The organism is Rhodanobacter soli (assembly GCF_039523495.1).
Lineage (GTDB): Bacteria > Pseudomonadota > Gammaproteobacteria > Xanthomonadales > Rhodanobacteraceae > Rhodanobacter > Rhodanobacter soli.
Genome location: NZ_BAAAFK010000001.1, coordinates 3,167,596 through 3,188,590, shown reverse-complemented (window position 1 = coordinate 3,188,590; position 20,995 = coordinate 3,167,596). Strand labels below are relative to the sequence as shown.

At 65.7% G+C, this 20,995-nt stretch carries 21 protein-coding genes; 15 read left to right on the top strand and 6 right to left on the bottom strand.

From position 1 onward, the window contains the following. Position 1: 1 nt before the first annotated feature. The gene (gene pdhA, locus ABD024_RS14430) at positions 2-1,087 is read right to left on the bottom strand and encodes a pyruvate dehydrogenase (acetyl-transferring) E1 component subunit alpha (protein ID WP_343854008.1); all 1,086 of its coding nucleotides are present in this window, start codon (positions 1,085-1,087) and stop codon (positions 2-4) included. Between the two features lie 409 nt (positions 1,088-1,496). On the opposite strand from pdhA, the gene ABD024_RS14425 reads away from it, so the two are divergent. From ABD024_RS14425 to ABD024_RS14415, 3 genes are all read left to right on the top strand, one after another. Then, on the top strand, positions 1,497-2,345 hold the full coding sequence (locus tag ABD024_RS14425; protein ID WP_343854004.1) for a tryptophan 2,3-dioxygenase: 849 nt from the start codon (positions 1,497-1,499) through the stop codon (positions 2,343-2,345). 101 nt (positions 2,346-2,446) lie between these two features. Further along, positions 2,447-3,958 (top strand): peptide MFS transporter, encoded by a 1,512-nt coding sequence (locus ABD024_RS14420; RefSeq protein ID WP_343853999.1) that lies wholly within the window; start codon positions 2,447-2,449, stop codon positions 3,956-3,958. Between the two features lie 168 nt (positions 3,959-4,126). Further along, positions 4,127-5,635, top strand: coding sequence for a peptide MFS transporter (locus ABD024_RS14415; protein ID WP_343853997.1), 1,509 nt, complete (start codon positions 4,127-4,129; stop codon positions 5,633-5,635). A 75-nt stretch (positions 5,636-5,710) separates the two neighbouring features. Here the strand turns inward: ABD024_RS14415 and ABD024_RS14410 are convergent, their stop codons facing one another. Then, entirely contained in the window at positions 5,711-6,172 is a 462-nt protein-coding gene (locus ABD024_RS14410) for a MarR family winged helix-turn-helix transcriptional regulator (protein ID WP_343853994.1), read from the bottom strand. A gap of 110 nt (positions 6,173-6,282) precedes the next feature. On the opposite strand from ABD024_RS14410, the gene hppD reads away from it, so the two are divergent. The 5 genes from hppD to ABD024_RS14385 all read left to right on the top strand — a co-directional run bounded on the left by hppD (position 6,283) and on the right by ABD024_RS14385 (position 12,019). Continuing rightward, on the top strand, positions 6,283-7,377 hold the full coding sequence (hppD, locus tag ABD024_RS14405; protein WP_343853990.1) for a 4-hydroxyphenylpyruvate dioxygenase: 1,095 nt from the start codon (positions 6,283-6,285) through the stop codon (positions 7,375-7,377). Between the two features lie 12 nt (positions 7,378-7,389). Continuing rightward, on the top strand, positions 7,390-8,688 hold the full coding sequence (gene hmgA / locus ABD024_RS14400) for a homogentisate 1,2-dioxygenase (protein ID WP_425543150.1): 1,299 nt from the start codon (positions 7,390-7,392) through the stop codon (positions 8,686-8,688). 37 nt (positions 8,689-8,725) lie between these two features. Then, the gene (locus ABD024_RS14395) at positions 8,726-9,712 is read left to right on the top strand and encodes a fumarylacetoacetate hydrolase family protein (protein WP_343853987.1); all 987 of its coding nucleotides are present in this window, start codon (positions 8,726-8,728) and stop codon (positions 9,710-9,712) included. A gap of 109 nt (positions 9,713-9,821) precedes the next feature. Next, positions 9,822-11,222, top strand: coding sequence for an oxygen-independent coproporphyrinogen III oxidase (hemN, locus tag ABD024_RS14390; protein ID WP_343853985.1), 1,401 nt, complete (start codon positions 9,822-9,824; stop codon positions 11,220-11,222). A gap of 35 nt (positions 11,223-11,257) precedes the next feature. Beyond that, entirely contained in the window at positions 11,258-12,019 is a 762-nt protein-coding gene (locus ABD024_RS14385; RefSeq protein WP_343853981.1) for a helix-turn-helix domain-containing protein, read from the top strand. A 66-nt stretch (positions 12,020-12,085) separates the two neighbouring features. Here ABD024_RS14385 and ABD024_RS14380 read toward each other — a convergent pair whose 3' ends face one another. Beyond that, entirely contained in the window at positions 12,086-12,856 is a 771-nt protein-coding gene (locus ABD024_RS14380) for a hypothetical protein (RefSeq protein WP_343853976.1), read from the bottom strand. Positions 12,857-13,094: 238 nt separating this feature from the next. On the opposite strand from ABD024_RS14380, the gene ABD024_RS14375 reads away from it, so the two are divergent. From ABD024_RS14375 to tpx, 6 genes are all read left to right on the top strand, one after another. Further along, entirely contained in the window at positions 13,095-14,345 is a 1,251-nt protein-coding gene (locus ABD024_RS14375) for an NnrS family protein (protein ID WP_343853972.1), read from the top strand. 128 nt (positions 14,346-14,473) lie between these two features. Beyond that, a complete protein-coding gene (gene nirK, locus ABD024_RS14370) occupies positions 14,474-15,988 on the top strand; it encodes a copper-containing nitrite reductase (protein ID WP_343853967.1) in 1,515 nt (504 codons plus the stop codon). A 1-nt stretch (position 15,989) separates the two neighbouring features. Continuing rightward, the gene (locus ABD024_RS14365; RefSeq protein ID WP_343853964.1) at positions 15,990-16,754 is read left to right on the top strand and encodes a formylglycine-generating enzyme family protein; all 765 of its coding nucleotides are present in this window, start codon (positions 15,990-15,992) and stop codon (positions 16,752-16,754) included. Between the two features lie 10 nt (positions 16,755-16,764). Next, positions 16,765-17,337: an SCO family protein gene (locus ABD024_RS14360; RefSeq protein WP_343853962.1), complete on the top strand. Its 573-nt coding sequence runs from the start codon at positions 16,765-16,767 to the stop codon at positions 17,335-17,337. Positions 17,338-17,424: 87 nt separating this feature from the next. Continuing rightward, positions 17,425-17,862, top strand: coding sequence for a CopD family copper resistance protein (locus ABD024_RS14355; RefSeq protein ID WP_343853959.1), 438 nt, complete (start codon positions 17,425-17,427; stop codon positions 17,860-17,862). Between the two features lie 26 nt (positions 17,863-17,888). Further along, on the top strand, positions 17,889-18,389 hold the full coding sequence (gene tpx / locus ABD024_RS14350; protein WP_343853957.1) for a thiol peroxidase: 501 nt from the start codon (positions 17,889-17,891) through the stop codon (positions 18,387-18,389). Between the two features lie 81 nt (positions 18,390-18,470). Here tpx and ABD024_RS14345 read toward each other — a convergent pair whose 3' ends face one another. Next, positions 18,471-18,881 (bottom strand): group III truncated hemoglobin, encoded by a 411-nt coding sequence (locus ABD024_RS14345; protein ID WP_343854733.1) that lies wholly within the window; start codon positions 18,879-18,881, stop codon positions 18,471-18,473. A gap of 100 nt (positions 18,882-18,981) precedes the next feature. Further along, on the bottom strand, positions 18,982-19,428 hold the full coding sequence (gene azu, locus ABD024_RS14340) for an azurin (protein WP_343854729.1): 447 nt from the start codon (positions 19,426-19,428) through the stop codon (positions 18,982-18,984). Positions 19,429-19,575: 147 nt separating this feature from the next. Here azu and fdxA point away from each other — a divergent pair, with 147 nt between their 5' ends. After that, a complete protein-coding gene (gene fdxA, locus ABD024_RS14335) occupies positions 19,576-19,899 on the top strand; it encodes a ferredoxin FdxA (protein ID WP_343853955.1) in 324 nt (107 codons plus the stop codon). A 100-nt stretch (positions 19,900-19,999) separates the two neighbouring features. Here the strand turns inward: fdxA and ABD024_RS14330 are convergent, their stop codons facing one another. Continuing rightward, positions 20,000-20,878: a hypothetical protein gene (locus ABD024_RS14330; RefSeq protein WP_343853952.1), complete on the bottom strand. Its 879-nt coding sequence runs from the start codon at positions 20,876-20,878 to the stop codon at positions 20,000-20,002. Positions 20,879-20,995: the final 117 nt, after the last annotated feature.

Here is a 20,995-nt window from a genome sequence, read left to right as displayed (position 1 = left end):
CTTAATTCGCCTTGTTTTCAAGCGAGAGGACGTAGTCGCGCTGTTTTGCGAGATCGGCGGGGACTTCGGCGAAGATGTAGTCGAACATCGCCGAGACCGGCTGGGTCTTGGTCTCAAGGTAGGCATTCACCTCGTTGTCCATCCAGTCGTCGCACTCGGCCTTCCACGCCTCTTCCTTCGCGTCGTCCCATACGCCCTTGGCCACCAGCCAGTTGCGCAGGCGCTTCATCGGCTCCTTTTCCCAGCCGTCCTTCACTTCCTGCTCGCCGCGGTAGCGACGCGCGTCGTCGGCGGTGGTGTGGTCGCCGAGGCGATAGGTGACCGCCTCGATCACGCTGCCGCCCTGGCCGCTGCGGGCGCGATCGAGCGCATCTTCCATCGCCTTGCGCACGGCGATGATGTCGTTGCCGTCCACCTGGATGCAGAACAGGCCGGCGGCGATGCCCTTCTGCGCCAGCGTCGGTGCACCGGACTGGATCTTGCGCGGCACCGAGATCGCCCACTGGTTGTTGACGATGACGCAGACCAGCGGCAGGTTCTGCGCGCCGGCAATGTTGATCGCACCGTAGAAATCGCCCTTGGACGAGCCGCCGTCGCCGATCGTGCACACGGCCACGCGCTTCTCGCCGCGGATCTTGAATGCCAGCGCCGAGCCGGCGGCATGCAGGCACTGCGTGGCGATCGGCACCGACCAGGCGAAGTCGTGCCGCGCCGGTTCTTTCTGGTAGTCGTTGCCGCGCTCGTCGCCGCCCCAGTACATGTACACCTCGCGCGGCTGCACGCCGCGATAGAGCTGCGCGCCGTATTCGCGGTAGCTCGGCGCATATACGTCTTCGGGTTTCATCGCGCTGCCGATGCCGACGTGCGCCGCTTCGTGGCCGAGACAGCTGGCGTAGGTGCCCAGCTTGCCGGTGCGCTGCAGCGCGATCGACTTGGCGTCGAACACGCGCGTGGACAGCATCAGCTTGTACAGCTCGACCATGTGGCCGAGGTCCTTGGCGAACTCAGGCAGATCATCTCGAACCTGCTTGCCCTCGGCATCGAGGTATTGCAGGTATTCGATTTCAAACTTGGCGGCGATAGTCACGACTCGCTCCGGGGGTGAGGAAGAGAGGGGAAAAACCTGGCTGATGGTGTGGCCTCGAAGGATCCGCGGGCACACAAACGACCGAACAAGACCGCGCTTGATAACAGGCGGACATGTTGCGCTGCAAGGTACGGCGCAGCATTCGTGGGCGTATGGGGAGGCGGATTCCATGTGCCGTGGAGGGGCGCTGGGCCGCGCCGGGGTTGGCTTTCTGCGCAGGCCATGGCATCGGAAGTGGTGCGCATCGGGGTGTGTTGGATCCGGAGCCTGACCCCTCACCAGCCCACCCTGTGCGAGCAGTAAGGGAGCGTATCAGGCAATGGTGAAGTGTGCGGCTTGTCTTCGATCAAGGTATCGAGTGGTACACAGCCGTTACCATGAGGCTTTTCCGAATACGTGACGGAACACCATGAGCGACAACCAGCGCGATATCGAAGCGGGCATCCAGACCGACCTCAACGGGCAGATGACGTATGGCGGCTATCTGCATCTGGACACGCTGCTGTCGGCGCAGCAGCCGTTGAGCCAGCCGCCGCATCACGACGAGATGCTGTTCATCGTGCAGCACCACGTGTCCGAGCTGTGGATGAAGCTGCTGATCCACGAATTGAAGGCGGCGGTGACGCATCTGCAGGCGGACGACGTCGACGCGTGCCTGAAGATCCTGGCGCGGGTGAAGCAGGTGCAGCGCCAGCTGTTCGAACAATGGGCGGTGCTGGAGACGCTGACGCCGTCGGAGTACCTGGAATTCCGCGGCGTGCTGGGCCCGTCATCCGGCTTCCAGTCGCTGCAATACCGCCAGATCGAGTTCCTGCTGGGCAACAAGAACGCCGGCATGCTCAAGGTGTTCGCGCACGATCCGGCCGCGCAGGCCGAGCTGCGCGCGGTGCTGGAAGCGCCCAGCCTGTACGACGAATTCCTGCGCTACCTGGCACGGCGTGGCCATGCGGTGCCGGCCGAGCTGCTGCAGCGCGACTGGACCCAGGCCTATCAGCGCAACGAGGCACTGCTGCCGGTGCTCAAGCGCATCTACGAGCAGCGCGCGGGGTTCTGGCCGGAATACCACATGTGCGAACAGCTGGTGGACGTGGAGGAGAGTTTCCAGCTGTGGCGCTTCCGCCACATGAAGACGGTGGAGCGGATCATTGGCCACCGTCGCGGTACCGGCGGTTCGTCCGGCGTGAGTTTCCTGAAGAAGGCGCTCGACCTGGAATTCTTCCCCGAGTTGCTGGACGTGCGCACCGTGCTGGGCAGCTGAACGAGAGGCCCGTGCTGCAGCGCATTTGACGATCGCGCAGCCTGCGGTTACATCTGACCCCTCGCAATATCTTTCGATCAGTCGACAAACGGGGGTCAGGCATGGGCAACACCACACTCTCCGGCGATACCAGGCCGGTACCCGACTACCCGCAACTGCTCGGGCATCCGCGTCCGCTGTGGATGCTGTTCATGTCGGAGTTCTGGGAACGTTTTGCGTTCTACGGCATGCGCTGGGCGCTCACGCTGTACATCGTGGCGCAGTTCTACGACGGCAACGACGCCGGCCAGGCGGATGCCAGCCGCACCTACGGCGCGTATCTGGCGCTGGTCTACGCCACCGCGGTGTTCGGCGGCTACGTGGCCGACAAGATCATCGGCTACCAGCGCTCGATCCTGCTGGGCGCGGTGGTGATGGCGGCCGGCCTGTTCATGGTGATGGTGCCGCAGCACGAGATCTTCATGCTCGGGCTGGCCACGATCATCGTCGGCAACGGCCTGTTCAAGCCGAATATTTCCTCGATGGTCGGGCAGTTGTATGCGCAGGGCGATTCGCGCCGCGACCGCGGCTTCACCTTGTTCTACATGGGCATCAATGCCGGCGCGCTGATCGCGCCGGTGCTGACCAGCATGCTGGCGACCAAGGTATTCGGCACGCCCGGGCATCAGAACTACCACGTGGTGTTCGCCGCCTCCGGCGTGGGCATGTTGATCAGCCTGGTGTGGTTCTGGTTCGGTCGGCGCCAGCTTGGCCGGGTCGGCATGCCGGCGCCGGAAATCGCCAACCCGATGCGCGTGGTGTATGTCGCGCTGGGCGTGTTGGTGGCGATCCCGCTGGTGTACCTGCTGATGGATCGCGCCGGCGCGGTGGTGTTGCAGTGGCTGCTGACCGCGTTGTTCCTCGGTGTGGGCGTGATGCTGGTGGTGGAGGCGATCCGCACCGGCCGGGTGCAGATCCAGCGGGTGATCGCGATGCTGATCATCTTCGTGTTCAACGTGCTGTTCTGGATGTTCTTCGAGCAGGCCGGCAGCTCGTTCAACTTCCTCGCGCAGCACATCGTCGATCGGCAGATGTTCGGTGGCTGGGAATTCCCGATCGGCTGGTTCCAATCGGTCAATCCGGTTGCCATCGTGCTGCTGGCGCCGTTGGTTACCCTGGTGTGGGCATGGCTGGACAAGCGCCGCATCGAGCCGTCGATCCCACGCAAGTTCGGCCTCGGCCTGATCGGCAATGCGCTGGGCTTCGCGGTGCTGATGTACGCGTTGTCCAGCCTGGTCGACAGCAGCGGCATGATTCCGTTGTGGACATTGGTGCTGTGCTACGTGCTGCAGACCTCCGGCGAGCTGTGCCTGTCGCCGATCGGTTTGTCGATGGTGACCAAGCTGGCGCCGGTGCGGCTGGTCGGCCTGGGCATGGGCGGCTGGTTCCTGTCCACCGCGATCGGCAACAACCTGGCCGGCCTGTTCGCAGGCCATGTCAGCGGCGAGACCGGCATGACCGTGGAGTCGGCGCTGTCCGGCTACACCATGGGCTTCTGGATCCTGCTCGGCGGCGGTGTGCTGCTGTTCCTGATCGCGCCGCTGATCAACAAGCTGATGCACGGCGTGCGCTGACTGCGCCAGCTTCAACTGCATGGAACCGGCGGCTTCGGCCGCCGGTTCTGTTTTGGCAAGTGCGACGACAACACGCTGCGGCTGGTCTGGCGCATTTGACGCGGAGCGGGTGACGGGTCGAATCTTGGCGCCCGTGCCCGTCGGGTGGCATGTCGACGAGAGCAATGCATGAGCCAGACCAGCGCCACCGGCGACAGCGTACCGACGCCCGATTATCCGCAACTGCTCGGGCATCCGCGGCCGTTGTGGATGCTGTTCATGACCGAGTTCTGGGAGCGCTTCGCGTTCTACAGCGTGAGCTGGGCGCTGGCGCTGTACATCGTGGCGCACTTCTACAGCGGCGACGCGTCCGGCCAGGCCTGGGCCAGCAGCATCTTCGGCGCGTATACGGCGCTGATCTACGCCTCCAGCATCTTCGGCGGCTATGTGGCGGACAAGGTCATCGGCTACCAGCGTTCGATCCTGCTCGGTGCGCTGGTGATGGCGCTGGGCCTGTTCGCGGTGATGCTGCCCGACCGCGAAATCTTCCTGGCCGGCCTGGCGATGGTGATCGTCGGCAACGGCCTGTTCAAGCCGAACATCTCCACCATGGTCGGGCAGCTTTACGGACGCGACGACCCGCGCCGCGATCGCGGCTTCACGCTGTTCTACATGGGCATCAACGGCGGCGCGCTGCTGGCGCCGCTGCTGACCGGCTGGCTGGCCAGCCATTTCACCGACACGCCGATGCAGCAGAATTACCGCATCGTGTTCGGCGCCGCCGGCGTCGGCATGCTGCTCAGCCTGCTGTGGTTCTGGTTCGGGCGCCGTGGACTGCAAGGCGTGGGCCGTCCCGCGCCGGAAGCCGCCAGCCGGATGCGCGTGGTATGGGTGCTGCTGGGCGTGGTGGTGGCGGTGCCGCTGGTGTACCTGCTGCTGGCGTTCGTCACCACGGGGTTGTCGTGGATGCTGGGCGTGCTGTTCGCCGGCGTGGCGGCGATGCTGCTGGTCGAGGCGCTGAAGCACGGCCGGGTGCAGGTCGATCGCGTGGTGGCGATGCTGGTGATCTTCGCCTTCAACATCCTGTTCTGGATGTTCTACTTCCAGCTGGGCACGTCGTTCAACTTTCTCGCGGCGAACCTGGTCGACCGCGAAATGTTCGGTGGCTGGGTGTTCCCGGTGGGCTGGTTCCAGTCGGTGAGCCCGCTGGCGATCCTGCTGCTGGCGCCGCTGGTTACCGTGGTCTGGGGTCTGCTGGCGGCGCGCCGCCGCGAGCCGTCGATCCCGCGCAAGTTCGGGTTGGGGCTGATCTTCAACGGCATGGGCTTCGCGGTGCTGATGTACGCGCTGTCACATCTGCTCGGCGGCCAGGGGCTGATCCCGTTCTGGCCGCTGGTGCTGTGCTATGTGCTGCAGACTGTCGGCGAGCTGTGCCTGTCGCCGATCGGCCTGTCGATGGTGACCAAGCTGGCGCCGCCGCGGCTGGTCGGCCTGGCGATGGGCGGCTGGTTCCTCTCGCTGGCGGTGGGCGGCAACCTGTCCGGCCTGCTGGCGGGCCGCATCAGCGGAGAAAGCGGCATGACTGCCGCCTCGGCGCTGGACGGCTTCACCTTCAGCTTCTGGCTGCTGGCCGGTGCCGGCGTACTGCTGCTGGCGGTCTCGCCGCTGATCAACAAGCTGATGCACGGGGTACGGTGAAGGCCGGGAGTCGGAATTCTAAAAAGCAGGGGCTTCGCACTTCGCTCCTGGACGAATTCCCCATCCCGATTCTCGTCAAGAAAGCAGCTTGTCCAGGATGCGGGTGAGCCATACCCGCTCTTCGGCATTGAGCTTCGCCAGCACCTCGCGTTCGCGCGCACGGGCCATCGGTGCGACTTCGTCGTGGATCGCCCAGCCGGCGTCGCTGAGGTTGAGCACCGAGCGGCGCTTGTCGTTGTCGTGGACCGCGCGGTCGACCCGGCCCGCCTCGACCAGCCGCGCCAGCGCCCGGCTCACCGCCACCTTGTCCATCGCCGTGCGTTCGGCCACCTCGCGCGCGGACAGGCCGGCGTAGCGCGCCAGCACGGCCATCACCCGCCATTCGGTCATCGAGATATCGTGACGGCTCTGGTAGTCGTCGGCGATGGCCTGGCTGATCGTGTTGGACAGGATCGACAGCCGGTACGGCAGGAAATGCTCCAGCTGCAGCGGGGCGTGCTCGGCAGTGGCGGGGGCTGGGTGGCGCTTGACGGGCATTGCGGCGGTGATCCTTGCAAATGGTTTCATATGAAACTACAACGTAAGATTACCGCCGATGGTGGCACGCTCACGTGCTGCCGTCGTGCACCGACAGACAGGAGAGCGCCATGAACGCCCAGCCGAACCTTGGCATGCAGGTCACCACGTTCGAAAACCCGATGGGCATCGACGGCTTCGAATTCGTCGAGTTCGCCGCCCCGGCCGGCCGCGCCCACGAACTGCACGAGCTGTTCAAGCGCATGGGCTTCAGCGCCGTACTCAGGCACAAGACGCGGCCGATCACCGTGTACCGGCAGAACGGCGTGAGCTTCCTGCTCAACGAGGCCCCGGATTCGTTCGCCGCCGACTTCGCCGCCAGGCACGGCCCGAGTGCCTGCGGCTTCGCGATCCGCTTCAAGAAACCCGCGGCCGAGGTGCTGGCTACCGTGCTCGGCCATGGCGGCGAAGCGGTGAGCGACAAGGCCGCCAGCAAGGCGGTCGACGCGCCGGTGATCAAGGGCATCGGCGACTGCATGCTGTACCTGGTCGACCGCTACGGCAGCGCCGGCAGCATCTACGATGCCGATTACGCGTTGATCGAAGGTGCCGAGCCGAACCCGGCCGGCTTCGGCCTGACCTTCATCGACCACCTGACCCACAACCTGTACTTCGGCAATATGCAGAAGTGGTCGGACTACTACGAGAAGCTGTTCAACTTCCGCGAGATCCGCTACTTCGACATCAAGGGCGTCAAGACCGGCCTGGTGTCGAAGGCGATGACCGCGCCGGACGGCATCGTGCGCATCCCGCTGAACGAGTCGAACGACCCGAAGAGCCAGATCAACGAGTACCTCGACGCCTACCACGGCGAAGGCATCCAGCACATTGCCTGCTTCACCGACGACATCTACGCCACGGTCGAGAAGATGCGCAAAGCCGGCGTGGAATTCCTCGACACGCCCGACGCGTATTTCGAGGTGATCGACGTGCGCATACCGAACCACGGCGAAGACGTGGCGCGGCTGGCGAAGAACAAGATCCTGATCGATGCCGACCCGGAAACCAAGCAGCGCAAGCTGCTGCAGATCTTCACCCAGAACGCGATCGGCCCGATCTTCTTCGAGATCATCCAGCGCAAGGGCAACGAGGGTTTTGGCGAGGGCAACTTCCAGGCGCTGTTCGAGTCGATCGAGCGCGACCAGATGAAGCGCGGATTCCTGTAAGGAGCGGTTCCCATGGCGATGAGCGTCAGCAACGGCTATCAATCCGGTTTCGGCAACGAGTTCGCCAGCGAGGCCATTCCAGGCACCTTGCCGCAGGGGCAGAACTCGCCGCAGCGGGTGGCACACGGCTTGTACGCGGAGCAGCTGTCCGGCACCGCGTTCACCGCGCCGCGCCACGCGAACCGGCGCAGCTGGCTATACCGGGTCCGTCCGGCGGCGGTGCATGAGCCGTTCCAGCCGCTGGCGCATGCCACCTTCCACAACCGTTTCGACGAAGCCCCGGCCACGCCGAACCAGCTGCGCTGGGACCCGCTGCCGCTGCCGTCCGCGCCGACCGACTTCGTCGACAGCCTGGTCACCCTGGCCGGCAACGGCGGACCGGCCGAGCAGGCGGGCATCGGTATCCACCTGTATGCGGCCAACCGCTCGATGCAGGGGCGGTTCTTCTACGACGCCGACGGCGAACTGCTGATCGTTCCGCAGCAGGGCCGGCTGCGGCTGGCCACCGAGCTGGGCGTGATCGAGATCGAGCCGCAGGAGATCGCGGTGATCCCGCGCGGCGTGCGCTTCCGCGTCGACCTGCCCGATGACCTCGCCCGCGGTTACGTCTCCGAGAACTTCGGCGCGCTGCTGCGCCTGCCGGACCTCGGCCCGATCGGCTCGAACTGCCTGGCCAACGCGCGCGACTTCCTGACTCCGGTGGCGGCCTACGAGGACGTCGAAGGCGCGTTCGAGCTGGTGGCGAAGTTCCAGGGCGCGCTGTGGTCGGCGAAGATCGGCCACTCGCCGCTGGACGTGGTCGGCTGGCACGGCAACTACGCGCCGTACAAGTACGACCTGCGCCGCTTCAACACGATCGGTTCGATCGGCGTCGACCATCCTGACCCGTCGATCTTCACCGTGTTGACCTCGCCCAGCGATACCGTCGGCACGGCGAACGTGGATTTCGCGATCTTCCCGCCGCGCTGGCTGGTGGCGCAGCACACGTTCCGGCCGCCGTGGTTCCATCGCAACGTGGCCAGCGAGTTCATGGGCCTGATCACCGGCGTGTACGACGCCAAGGCCGAGGGTTTCGTGCCCGGCGGCGCGAGTCTGCACAATTGCATGAGCGGGCACGGCCCGGATGCGGCCACCTTCGAGAAGGCCTCGAACGCCGACCTCGCGAAGCCGGACGTGATCGACGGCACCATGGCCTTCATGTTCGAGACGCGCAAGGTGATCCGTCCCACGCAGCAGGCGCTGGCCGCGCCGCAACTGCAGCACGACTACTACCGATGCTGGCAGGATATCCGCAAGCACTTCGCGCCGTGACGGCGATCCCTCCACGCATCAGACACAAGGCGGCACGATGAAACTCGGATCTCTCAAGGAAGGCGGCCGCGACGGCACGCTGGTCGTGGTCAGCCGCGACCTCACCCGTGGCGTGAAGGCGAGCGGCATCGCACCGACGCTGCAGGCGGCGCTGGACGACTGGTCGAACGCGGCACCGCGGCTCAACGCGCTGTCCGAGGCGTTGAACGCCGGCAGTGCCGCGGGCGCATTCGCGCTGGACATGGTCGTGCTCGCGTCACCGTTGCCGCGCGCCTACGAGTTCGTCGACGGCAGCGCCTACCTGCCGCACGTCGAGCGCGTGCGCCGCGCGCGCGGCGCCGAGGTGCCGAAGTCGTTCTACACCGACCCGTTGATGTACCAGGCGACCAGTGCCGGCTTCCTCGGCCCGCGCGATCCGGTGGTGGTGCCGAGCGAGGATTACGGCATCGACCTGGAAGCCGAGGTGGTGGTAATCACCGACGACGTGCCGATGGCGGTGACGCCGGCACAGGCCTCCGAACACATCCAGCTGGTCGGCCTCATCAACGACGTGAGCCTGCGCGGGCTGATCCCGGGCGAGCTGGCCAAGGGCTTCGGCTTCTTGCAGAGCAAGCCGCGCTCGGCGCTGTCGCCGGTGCTGGTGACGCCGGACGAACTCGGTGACGCCTGGCGGGGCGACAAGCTGCACCTGCCGATGCGCACCTGGTTGAACGGCGCCTGGTTCGGCGAGGCCGAGTGCGGCGTCGACATGCAGTTCAGCTTCGCCGAGCTGGTCGCCCACGTGGCGAAGACCCGTCCGCTGACCGCCGGCACCATCATCGGCTCCGGCACCATCGCGAACGAGGACACCGGCAAGGGCGCTTCTTGCCTGGCCGAGCAGCGCACGGTGGAAACCCTGCGCGACGGCCATCCCATCACGCCGTTCCTGAAGTTCGGCGACCACCTGAAAATCGACGTCACCGACGCCGTCGGCGCCTCGATCTTCGGCTCGATCGAGCAGCGGATCGAACCATACAGCCGCTGAAACGCGCCGGAGTCCCGCGAGAGCCAGGGCTGCGGCAGGGCGCCGCAACCGTCGTGTGACTTGATCCGGATCAATGCGGGCAGGCGAGGGCATCGACAGACTCGTTGTCATGGCCATTCCCATCACACCTCCCGAATTCGACCCGGCGCTGATCGCCCGCTACGACGTGGCCGGGCCGCGCTACACCAGTTACCCGACGGCGCCGCAGTTCAAGGCCGCCTTCGACGAGGCGGCGTTGCGCGAGGTGATCCGCGCCTCCAACGAGGAGCCGATCCCGCGGCCGCTGTCGGTGTACGTGCACGTACCGTTCTGCATGAGCCCGTGCTTCTACTGCGGCTGCAACCGGGTGATCACCCGCGACGTGACCCAGGCCGACCGTTACCTGGAACGGCTGTACCGCGAGATCGAGCTGATCGCGCCGCTGTTCGATCGCGACCGGCCGGTGCGCCAGCTGCACTTCGGCGGCGGCACGCCGAACTTCCTCGATACCGCGCACATGGGCGAGCTGCTGGAATCGCTGGCGCGGCATTTCAGCTTCAGCCACGCGGCGGACCGCGAGTACGGCATCGAGATCGACCCGCGCTTCGCCGACGGCGCCTACATTCGCAACCTGGGCGAGCTGGGCTTCAACCGGATCTCGGTGGGTATCCAGGATTTCGATCCGCTGGTGCAGAAGGCGGTGAACCGGATCCAGAGCTTCGAGCAGACCCGCGAGGTGATCGAGGCGGCGCGGGCCTCGGGCTTCCGCTCGGCCAGCGTCGATCTGATCTACGGCCTGCCGCTGCAAAGTGTGGACGGCTTCAGCCGCACGCTGGATCAGGTGGTGGCGCTGAACCCGGATCGCGTGGCGGTTTACGGCTACGCGCACCTGCCGGAGATGTTCAAGGCGCAGCGGCAGCTCGACGCGGCCGACCTGCCCGATCCGGCGACGCGGCTGGCGCTGTTCGGTCGGGCGCTGGAGCACCTGTCGGCAGCCGGTTACGTCTACATCGGCATGGACCACTTCGCCAAGGCCAGCGACGAGCTGGTGCTGGCGCAGCGCGCCGGCACATTGCAGCGCAACTTCCAGGGTTACTCGACCCACGGCGACTGCGACATCGTCGGCCTGGGCGTCAGCGCGATCGGCCGCATCGGCGACAGCTACAGCCAGAACGCGCGCGACCTGATCGGCTACTACGCGGCGCTCGACGCCGGCCGTCTGCCGGTGGTGCGGGGGCTGGCGCTGGACGAGGACGACGTGATCCGGCGCGAACTTATCAACGAACTGATGTGCCATGGCACGCTGGACAAGCAGGCGTTTGGCGCGCGCCATCGGCTGCTGTTCGACGAATACTTCGTGCGCGAGCGGCAGCGCCTGGTGCCGCTGCTGGAAGACGGGCTGGTGCTGGAAAGCCCGCGCGAGATCCGGGTGACCTCGCAGGGGCGGTTGCTGTTGCGTATCATCGCCATGTGCTTCGACGCCTACCTGGACGACGCGGCACAGGCCCCACGCTACTCTCGCGTGATCTGATCCACGCAGCCCCGACCCGGCAGCCCATCACCATCATGCAATACAAGCCCATGGCAGGTCGCCTGCCCGAGCCGCCCAGCCCGATTGCCGACGACGGCGACGAGACGCGCTTCTGCGGCACCTGCGCGTTCTCCAGCGCCTGCATCGCGGCCGGCTACGACAAGCCGGAGCTGGCCGAGCTGCAATGCCTGGTCGAGCACGTGGGGCCGTTCCGCGCCGGCGAGCACATCTTTCGCACCGGCGATCCGTTCCGCGCGATCTTTGCCGTGCGCGCGGGCACCGTGAAGACCCGCATGGTCGACAAGGATGGCCGCGAGCAGGTGCTGGGCTTCTATCTGCCCGGCGAGGTGATCGGCCTCAACGCGATCTACCCCGAGCATTTTCCGTGCGACGCGGTGGCGCTGGACACGGCCTATTTCTGCCGCTTCTCGTTCCCCGCGATGAGCGCGCTGGCTTCGCGCATCCCCGCCGTGCAGCAGCATCTGTTCCGCATGCTGAGCAAGGAGCTGGGCAGCGCCAGCCTGCTCGCCGGCGACCACAGCGCCGACGAACGCGTTGCCGCATTCCTGCTGGACCTGGCCGGCCGCTACGCCGTGCGCGGCTTTTCCGGCACGCGCTTCCACCTCAGCATGTCGCGCGGCGACATCGCGAACTACCTGCGCCTGGCCGCGGAAACCGTCAGCCGCGTGCTCAGCCGCTTTCGCAGCCAGCAGCTGATCGAGATCGAAGGGCGCGAACTGGAACTGCTGAACCCGAAGAAGCTGCGCGAGATCGGACAGGCGCTGCTGCCGGAGTGAGGTAGCCGCGATCTGCGGGCATCGGGCGGCCCGCACCGCGGGTCGCCCGATGGACTCATTGCGGCTCTACTTGCCTGTGGGCCGGTAGCTCAACTCCGCGTTGTAGCTGTCGACGTGCGACGGGCTTTCCTGGGTGGCTTCGCGCAGTGTCTTGCGCAGCGCATCCGCATCCGCCTTGCCGTAGACGTTTTCGAGCATCTTCCACAACGTCGGATCCAGCTCCTTGCCGAGATCGGCCCAGTTCTTGGCGGGGCTCACCAGCAGGAAGTCCGGTGCGCCTTCGCCGCCGTCGACGACTTCGTTCAACATCGAGTAGCCCGCCCATTTGGTCTTTTTCGCGGCGGCGTAGATCTTCTTGGCCGCATCCATGAATGCCTGGCGCTGGCCCGATTTCAGCTTGAAGTAGGTGACCTCGATCAGGGCAGGCGTGCCGAGCGTGTCTGTCTGCAGGTGGCTGAGTTCGGGGTTGCCCTGCATGAAGACACTGGTCTCGCCCTTGAGATGCGGATTCACCTGCGTCCTGAACGTGGCGTCGCAGGCCTTGCCGGCGTCGTGCATGGCGTCGAAGCTGGCCCATGTCATCGGCTCGGTGACGTAGGAATAACTGTAGACGTCGCCGGTTTCGTGCACCCAGCTGGTCCACGCATACTTGAAGCCATGCTGGGCCAGGCACTGGTTGTAGCTCTTGATGCCCGCCTCATAGGCCTGCTGGTCGGCCGGAGCCACGGTGTCGGTGTAATCGCGGACGATGTTCGCCTGGTCCTTCGCCGCCGCCTGGACGCTGCCCAGGCACAGCACCGCGACTGCCGGTGCCAGCCACACACTCATGCGTTTCATGATGATTCCCCTCGGGGCGACTGCCCCCACGGTATGGGTCATGGGTATCCCCTGGGCGCTTCGTGACCCGGCAAAGCTTGGCGAGCATACGCTGGTGAAACGCGTTGCGAATCTGCCGATGCGGGCAGCCGATTCGCATGGCGGCACTGCACCGGTGGCCCGTTTGATGCAGGTCATGGTTGCCGTGGGCGGCGCTGTGTCAGCATGGCAAACCATTCTCATTCCGGCTGTTGACGCCATGTCCGAACCGCAATCCGCCGGCCCCGTGCCTTCGACTTTCGCCGAGCTCCCCCGCTTGCTCGCGGCCGCGCCGCACCGGCCGCTGTTCCTGGCTGGCACCATCGCGGTGCTGCTCAGCATGGCGTGGTGGGCGGTCGAGCTGACCTGGATGCGCTTCGGGCTGGGCGGCTGGCCACAGCCGTCGATCCCGCCGGGCTGGGCGCACGCGATGTTGGTCCAGTACGGCCTGTTCCCGCTGTTCATGTTCGGCTTCCTGCTGACCACGTTCCCGCGCTGGCTGGGCCGGCCCGATCTGCCCTGGACGCGCTACGTGCCGGTGGCCGGCTGCGTGTTCGGCGGTTACGTGCTGGCGAACGTGGGCCTGCTCGACCTGCCGTGGCTGCTGAAGCTTGGCGTGGCCGTGATGCTGGTCGGTTACCTGATCGGCGTGTGGACGCTGGCCGGGGTGCTGCGTGCGTCGGTGGCGGAGCGCAAGAGCCATGCGCGTTCCTGCCTGGCGGCATTGAGCCTGGGCTGTCTGGGGTTGGTGGTGTTCCTGGCCTACCTGTTCGGCGCGCCGGAGGATTGCGCGCTGCTGGCGATCAAGCTGGGCACGTACGGCCTGCTGCTGCCGATCTATTTCTCGGTGATGCACCGCATGCTGCCGTTCTTCACCGGCAACATGGTGAAAGGCTACGAGGTGATCCGACCGGACTGGAGCCTGCCGGTGGTGTGGGTGCTGCTGCTGGCGCACCTGCTGCTGGAATGGCGCGGCGCGCTGGGCTGGCTGTGGCTGGTCGACGTGCCGCTGGCGCTGGTATTTGCCTGGCATGCGCTGACCTGGCAACCGTGGAGGGCGATGCGTCCGGGCCTGCTCGCGGTGCTGCATCTGGCGTTTGCATGGCTGCCGGTGGCGTTCGTGCTGTATGCAGTCCAGGACGTGGTGTACGCGGCCAGCGGGCATCTCGTTCTTGGCCGCGCGCCGTTGCATGCGCTGGGGATCGGTTTCTTCGGCTCGATGCTGGTGGCGATGGTGACCCGGGTGACCCAGGGCCACTCCGGCCGGCCATTGCAGATGGGCAAGGTGGCGTGGCTGTGCTTCGGACTGCTGCAGGTGGTGGCGTTGCTGCGTATCCGCGCCGAACTGGGCGGCGACGTCTACCTGTGGCTGGTGATCGCCGCGTACGGGTGGCTGCTGGCGTTCCTGCCGTGGGTGCTGCGTTCGGCGTGGATCTACCTGACCCCGCGGGCGGACGGCAAACCCGGTTGAAGAGACATGGCGCGGACCGCGGCAGGGTGACGCAGCAGGGCGGCAAAGCCATTCAAATTGACTCAGGTCAGTAGGGCGATCGGGCGATCTCCTAGGCTAGGATGCGCAAGAACTCACGGAGATCGCCCATGTCACGTACACCGCTCCTCGCCGTCGCTGCCGCCGCGTTGCTGACACTGGCGGCTTGCTCCGGCAAGCCGCAGGCCACGACAGATGCCGCCCCGACCGCCAACGCCCCGGCCGAACACATCACCCGCGGCGACTTCGGTCCGCCGCAGGGCGAGCCGATCCACGCGGTGCTGACCAGCCCGCCGCACGTGCCGCCGCCGGTCAACCGCAACTACCCGGCGAAGGTGATCGTCGAGCTGGAAGTGATCGAGAAGGAGATGCCGATCTCCGAAGGCGTGAGCTACACGTTCTGGACCTTCGGCGGCACCGTGCCGGGCAGCTTCATCCGGGTGCGCCAGGGCGACACGGTGGAATTCCACCTGAAGAACGCGCCGGACAGCAAGATGCCGCACAACATCGACCTGCACGGCGTGACCGGGCCGGGCGGCGGCGCGGCGTCCAGCTTCACCGCCCCGGGGCACGCCTCGCAGTTCACCTTCAAGGCGCTGAACCAGGGCATCTACGTGTACCACTGCGCGACCGCGCCGGTGGGCATGCACATCGCCAACGGCATGTACGGGCTGATCCTGGTCGAGCCGCCGGAAGGCTTGTCGAAGGTCGACCACGAGTACTACGTGATGCAGGGCGACTTCTACACCACCGGCAAGTACCGCCAGAAGGGCCTGCAGCCGTTCGACATGGAGAAGGCGATCGAGGAGCACCCGACCTATGTGCTGTTCAACGGCAAGGAAGGCGCGCTCACCGGCGACAACGCGCTGACCGCCAAGACCAACCAGACGGTGCGCATGTTCGTGGGCAACGGCGGGCCGAACCTGGTATCGAGCTTCCACGTGATCGGCGAGATCTTCGACAAGGTGCAGCCGGAGGGCGGCACGGTGGCGCAGCACAACGTGCAGACCACGCTGATTCCGTCCGGCGGTGCGGCGATGGTGGAGTTCCACACCGACGTGCCGGGCAGCTACGTGCTGGTCGACCACTCGATCTTCCGCGCGTTCAACAAGGGCGCGCTGGGCATCCTCAAGGTGGACGGCCCGGAAGACAAGACGATCTACTCGGGCAAGGAAGTGGACTACGTCTACCTGGGTGATCGCTCGGAGCCGAACCTGACGGCGGTGAGCACGGCGGCGAAGGCGCATGCGGCCGGCACGCTGACCAAGGCCGAGCAGATCGCGGCGGGCAAGCAGCTGTTCACCGGCACCTGCTCGGTGTGCCACCAGGCGAACGGCGAGGGGTTGGCGAACGTGTTCCCGCCGCTGGCGAAGTCGGACTACCTGGCGGCCGACCCGAAGCGGGCGATGACGATCGTGACGCACGGCCTGACCGGCAAGATCACGGTGAACGGCCACGAGTACGACTCGGTGATGCCGCCGATGGCGCAGCTGAACGACGACGAGGTGGCGAACATCCTGACCTACGTGCTGAACAGCTGGGACAACCCGGGCGGGCAGATCAGCAAGGAAGAGGTAGCCAAGGCACGGGCCGAAGCCGAGCCTGCGGCAGCACCGGAGCACTGAGATGCGTGCACGACTGGCACTGGCCTGGCTCGGTCTGATGCTGGCATTCCCGGCAGTGGCGGCCGACTACGTCGCCTTGCCGGGAGGCAGTTTCAACAGCGTGTTGCCGGCCGACGGCAAGGCGGCTGCGGCGCAGGTCGCGCCGTTCCGCCTGCGCACCGAGCCGGTCACCAATGCCGAGTTCCTGGCGTTCGTGAAGACCCATCCGCAATGGCGGCGTGACCAGGTCGCGAAGATCCTCGCCGACCAGCGCTACCTCAGCCATTGGGCCGGTGCCGAAACGCTGGGCAACGAGGCGCTGCCGCGACAGCCGGTGACCCGGGTCAGCTGGTTTGCGGCCCATGCGTATTGCGAGAGCGAAGGCGCCCGCCTGCCCAGCTGGTACGAGTGGGAGTACGCAGCGGCGGCCGACGCCACCCGCCGCGACGCGCGCAGCGATCCGGCCTGGCGCGAGAACCTGCTGGCCTGGTACTCGCGGCCGTCCAACGCGCCGCTGCCCGACGTCGGCGGCGCGCCCAACGCCTACGGCGTGCGTGACATCACCCAGCCGGTGTGGGAGTGGGTGGACGACTTCAACGCACTGCTGGTGGCCAGCGACAGCCGCGATCAGAACGACCCCGACGTGCTGAAGTTCTGCGGCGCCGGCGCGGTCAGTCTGCAGGAGAAGGAGAATTACGCGGTGCTGATGCGCATCGCCATGCTCTCCGCGCTGAAGGCCGCCGACACCACCAACAACATGGGCTTCCGTTGCGCGAAGCCCGAATGAGGAATGCGTCATGAAGCGCCTGTTGCCCCTGTTCGCGATGCTGCTTCTGCTCGGCAGCGCCCGGGCGGCCACGCCGCTGCCCGGCGACTCGGTATACAACCTGCCGGTGCAGCTGACCGACCAGGATGGCCGCCAGCAGACGCTGGCCGAGCGGCGCGGCCGTCCGCAGCTGGTGACAATGTTCTACACCTCGTGCCAGATGGTCTGCCCGATGATCATCGACAGCTTGCGGCTAACCCGCAATGCGCTGGACCCGGCCACCCGCGCGCAGATCGATCTGCTTGCGGTGAGCTTCGACCCGGCGCGGGACGACGTTGCCACGCTGAAGAGCTACGCGCAGAAGCGCAAGCTGGATCCGCGCATCTGGACCCTGGCGCGGACCGAGCCGGCCCAGGTGCGCCAGCTGTCCGGCGTGCTGGGCCTGCAGTACCGGCAACTGCCCGACGGCGAGTTCAACCATTCCAGCGAGCTGATCCTGCTCGATGCCGACGGCCGCATCGCTGCGCGCACCGCACGGATCGGCAAGCTCGATCCCGAGTTCGTGGAAGCGATCCGCAAGCTGGTTGCGCAGCCACGCGGTTGAGGCGACTGCCTCCCGCGGCCTGATCCAGGTCAGCGCGGCAGCGGCTGGCTGCGCGCAGACTTCCCGGAGGACTTCGGGAGACGCTGCATGATGGCCTGGTATCCGTGGATCGTGTTGGTGCATCTGGCATGCGCCATCGTGTTCGTCGGTGCGGTGACGTTCGAGGTGCTGGTGGTCGAGTCGCTGCACAAGCATTTCGACACGGCCGTCATGCAGCGCATCGAGCAGTCGATCATGGCGCGGGTGCGCCGCTTCATGCCGGTGATCGTGGTGCTGCTGTTCGTCAGCGGCTTCGTGTTGTTTGACATCCGCTGTGATGGCCTGGCCTGCGTGGGCAGCCGCTTCGGCAATCTGCTGCTGCTGAAGGTACTGCTGGCGTTCGGCGTGCTCGGCGTGTTCGTCAACGCGATGTGGGCGATGCGCAGCGGAAAGATGGACGTCTGCCGGTTCCGGCATACCCATCGCATCGTGCTGGGCCTGATGGTGGGCATCGTCTTCCTGGCCAAGACCATGTTCTACTTGTAGCCATCCATCCACACACGAGGTGCACGATGTCCCATGTCACGTTCAAGGGCCAGCCGATCAGCGTCGACGGCCAGTTTCCCGCAGTAGGTTCGACCGCGCCGGCATTCAGCCTGGTCGGCGGTGACCTGTCCGACGTGGCGTTGTCCGGCTACGCCGGCAAGCGCAAGGTGCTGAACATATTCCCCAGCGTCGATACCGGCGTGTGCGCCGCCTCGGTGCGCCGCTTCAACGAACTGGCCGGCAAGCTCGACAACACGGTGGTGCTGTGCATCTCGGCCGACCTGCCGTTCGCGCAGGCGCGCTTCTGCGGCGCCGAGGGGCTGGACCGGGTGACCAATCTGTCGCTGATGCGCGGCCGCCAGTTCCTCAACGACTACGGCGTGGCGATCGCCAGCGGCCCGCTGGCCGGGCTGGCCGCACGCGCGGTGCTGGTGCTGGACAAGCACGACAAGGTGATCCACGCCGAACTGGTCAGCGAGATCGGTCACGAGCCGAATTACGACGCGGCGTTGAAAGTGCTGAGCTGACAACGATCACTGCAGGAGCGCACCCTGTGCGCGATGCTTTTTCGCCACGTGACGAAGAGCCATTGCGCACAGGGTGCGCTCCTACGGCTGGTTGATACCGACGATCGGTATGCCGAACGGCTGCGCCTGCGGGTGCAGGCCGAGGCCCAGCTTGAGGCTGCGGCCGATACGTTCGGCGTATTCCAGCATCAGTGCGGCGCTGGTTTCGTCCAGTTCCTCGGCACAGGTTTCGCGCCACAGCGCGAGCCAGCGGTCGAAGTGTTCGGCGCGGATCGGATGCGACCGGTGCGCGCCCATCGGGTTGCCGCGATAACTGCCGGCGCGCAGTGCCACTGAGGCCCAGAACGAGGTGAGCAGGCGCTTGTGTTCGTCCCAGTCGTGCACGGCCGCGTTGAAGATCGGGCCGATCTGCGGCTCGCGCCGCACCTTCTCGTAGAAGCGGTCGACCAGCCTGGCGATGGCCGGTTCGTCCAGGGGCGACTGTGGGTTCATGCGGGACATTGTGGATCCGTACGCGGAACGATGTGCAAGTTTGTCGGCAACAAAAACGCATCCGGCCACGGCGGCCGGATGCGTCGTTGGTCCGAAAGGCTTACTTGCCCAGGCTCAGCGTGCCCTTCATCAGCGCGGCATGGCCCGGGAAGGTGCAGAAGTAGGCGTACTGTTCGCCGGCCTTGAGCTTGGCCACGTCGATCGTGGCGGTGTCGGACTCGCCGCCGCCGATCAGCTTGGTGTGCGCGATGATGCGGGCGTCGCCCGGCTTCTCGTAGCTGTTGGCGGCGCCGGCCTTCATGCCGTCGGCGATCACGCCGGACTCGTCGGCGCTGTGGGCCAGCACCCAGTTGTGGCCCATCGCGGTGACCGGCAGCTTGCCGGTGTGCTTCAGCGTGACCTTGAAGGTCTTGCAGGTCTTCGGCACGGTAATGGTTTTCTGGTTGAACTGCATGGCGTCGCTGCCTTCGATGGTGGTCGCGCATTCGGCGGCCATCAACGGAGTGGAGAGCAGGCCGAGCAGGGCAATGGCAATCAGTTTGCGCATCATGATGTGTTGCTCCTTGGGGAAGTGGTGGGGCTCAGGTTAATTCTGCGGTGGCGGCGTGTGACGGGCACTGATCTGGATCATGGCCGCGGCACCGGCTGTCGTCGACACTGTAGCCATCGCCGACGGGTGTCGGAAGGAGGCACGATGACGCACGTCGTCACCGAAAACTGCATCAACTGCAAGCACACCGATTGCGTCGAGGTGTGTCCGGTGGACTGCTTTCACGCAGGCCCGAACTTCCTGGTGATCGACCCGGACGAATGCATCGACTGCACCTTGTGCGTGGAGGAGTGTCCGGTCGGTGCGATCTTCCCCGAGCTCGACGTGCCGGCGGGGCAGGAAATCTTTCTTTCGATCAATGCCGAGCTGGCGCGCGAGTGGCCGGTGCTGACCAGCAAGATCCCGTCGATGGAAGATGCCGCGAAGTGGGATGGCGTACCGGACAAGCTGCCGCTGCTGAAACGCTGAGCCCGATGCCCATGTGGAGTGCACTGACGGGTGGCACTCCTGTTCGGTCTCACACGGCATCAAATCGTCGCGTTCAGGACAAGCGGCCGCTTCCGAAGCATCAAGTCTTGTTGACCCTGTACTTGCCGGTGATATAGGTGACCGGTATTACGGCATAACGCAAGTCTGGTGCTTTTATGGAATTCACTCGAATCCGCTGCGCAATTGCCACTAGCTTGGCGGCAAGATGATGAGAGCTGTCCGGATAGGCGACGATCGGCAGCACTTGGACGGGTTGTCCATCCGGGCCATAAACGATGAAGAATTCGGCGACGCCGGGTTCGGTAAGTGGAACGGAGTGGAGTTGATGATCCTTGGCCTTCAGTTCATGAAGATTGCCATGTTCCGCGACGTCGCTTGAGTGCTCTACGCCCGCGCGGATGGTTGCATCATATTTGGCAAGAAAGGCATTGAGCACTGTTCCGACTTCAGCCACCCGTTTGCGATCAAATTTTGCATAAATGCGACTGAGCAGGAAGCCGGTATAGTCTTCATCCTCGCGAGCTTTTTCATGGGCTCTTTTTGTCTCGAGTGGCTGGTAGTGGCCGTAGACCTGCGCCCACAGCATGGCTTCGAAGGTTCTACCCGCTTCCAGTTCCAGCTCAGCCATCTTCGCCATGGCCCCGAGTCGCCCCTGGATTGCCGCATGACTGAGCAGGGCGCGGGCTTGGGTCAAATCCTGTTCCACCACGACGCCAGGCTGAGCATGGCCTCGCCAGTACCATGAGCCGGCAATGTCTTGCGCTATTGCGTCGCCGGCGTTCGCCTCTTGCATCAGTGCAGAAAATTCGCGCAGTCGCTCTGCGGTGGGGCGTGCTGGGTCCAGTACGGTAGAAAGCTGAGCGTCCCCGGATGCCGGAGCTGTCGGCGACGTCTGTTGAGCGTGCGCCGCGGCAATGCCCAGGCAGCATAGAACGGCCAGTGTGGTGGCTCGAAACATGGTTGTCTTCCCCCGAAAGAAGTCCGCACAGAGCACGTGGGTTTCCAGTGTTGCAAGAAGTGGAGTGCTGGCGCAATTGCTTCGCCGGCATCAGGGGCGATCGTCACGGCCCTTGGT

Bases quoted from the DNA above. Each gene is read 5' to 3' on its own strand.
- ABD024_RS14425 (WP_343854004.1), top strand. From the start codon at position 1,497: ATGAGCGACAACCAGCGCGATATCGAAGCGGGCATCCAGACCGACCTC.
- ABD024_RS14420 (WP_343853999.1), top strand. From the start codon at position 2,447: ATGGGCAACACCACACTCTCCGGCGATACCAGGCCGGTACCCGACTAC.
- ABD024_RS14415 (WP_343853997.1), top strand. From the start codon at position 4,127: ATGAGCCAGACCAGCGCCACCGGCGACAGCGTACCGACGCCCGATTAT.
- ABD024_RS14410 (WP_343853994.1), bottom strand. From the start codon at position 6,172: ATGCCCGTCAAGCGCCACCCAGCCCCCGCCACTGCCGAGCACGCCCCG.
- hppD (WP_343853990.1), top strand. From the start codon at position 6,283: ATGAACGCCCAGCCGAACCTTGGCATGCAGGTCACCACGTTCGAAAAC.
- hmgA (WP_425543150.1), top strand. From the start codon at position 7,390: ATGGCGATGAGCGTCAGCAACGGCTATCAATCCGGTTTCGGCAACGAG.
- ABD024_RS14395 (WP_343853987.1), top strand. From the start codon at position 8,726: ATGAAACTCGGATCTCTCAAGGAAGGCGGCCGCGACGGCACGCTGGTC.
- hemN (WP_343853985.1), top strand. From the start codon at position 9,822: ATGGCCATTCCCATCACACCTCCCGAATTCGACCCGGCGCTGATCGCC.
- ABD024_RS14385 (WP_343853981.1), top strand. From the start codon at position 11,258: ATGCAATACAAGCCCATGGCAGGTCGCCTGCCCGAGCCGCCCAGCCCG.
- ABD024_RS14380 (WP_343853976.1), bottom strand. From the start codon at position 12,856: ATGAAACGCATGAGTGTGTGGCTGGCACCGGCAGTCGCGGTGCTGTGC.
- ABD024_RS14375 (WP_343853972.1), top strand. From the start codon at position 13,095: ATGTCCGAACCGCAATCCGCCGGCCCCGTGCCTTCGACTTTCGCCGAG.
- nirK (WP_343853967.1), top strand. From the start codon at position 14,474: ATGTCACGTACACCGCTCCTCGCCGTCGCTGCCGCCGCGTTGCTGACA.
- ABD024_RS14365 (WP_343853964.1), top strand. From the start codon at position 15,990: ATGCGTGCACGACTGGCACTGGCCTGGCTCGGTCTGATGCTGGCATTC.
- ABD024_RS14360 (WP_343853962.1), top strand. From the start codon at position 16,765: ATGAAGCGCCTGTTGCCCCTGTTCGCGATGCTGCTTCTGCTCGGCAGC.
- ABD024_RS14355 (WP_343853959.1), top strand. From the start codon at position 17,425: ATGATGGCCTGGTATCCGTGGATCGTGTTGGTGCATCTGGCATGCGCC.
- tpx (WP_343853957.1), top strand. From the start codon at position 17,889: ATGTCCCATGTCACGTTCAAGGGCCAGCCGATCAGCGTCGACGGCCAG.
- ABD024_RS14345 (WP_343854733.1), bottom strand. From the start codon at position 18,881: ATGAACCCACAGTCGCCCCTGGACGAACCGGCCATCGCCAGGCTGGTC.
- azu (WP_343854729.1), bottom strand. From the start codon at position 19,428: ATGCGCAAACTGATTGCCATTGCCCTGCTCGGCCTGCTCTCCACTCCG.
- fdxA (WP_343853955.1), top strand. From the start codon at position 19,576: ATGACGCACGTCGTCACCGAAAACTGCATCAACTGCAAGCACACCGAT.
- ABD024_RS14330 (WP_343853952.1), bottom strand. From the start codon at position 20,878: ATGTTTCGAGCCACCACACTGGCCGTTCTATGCTGCCTGGGCATTGCC.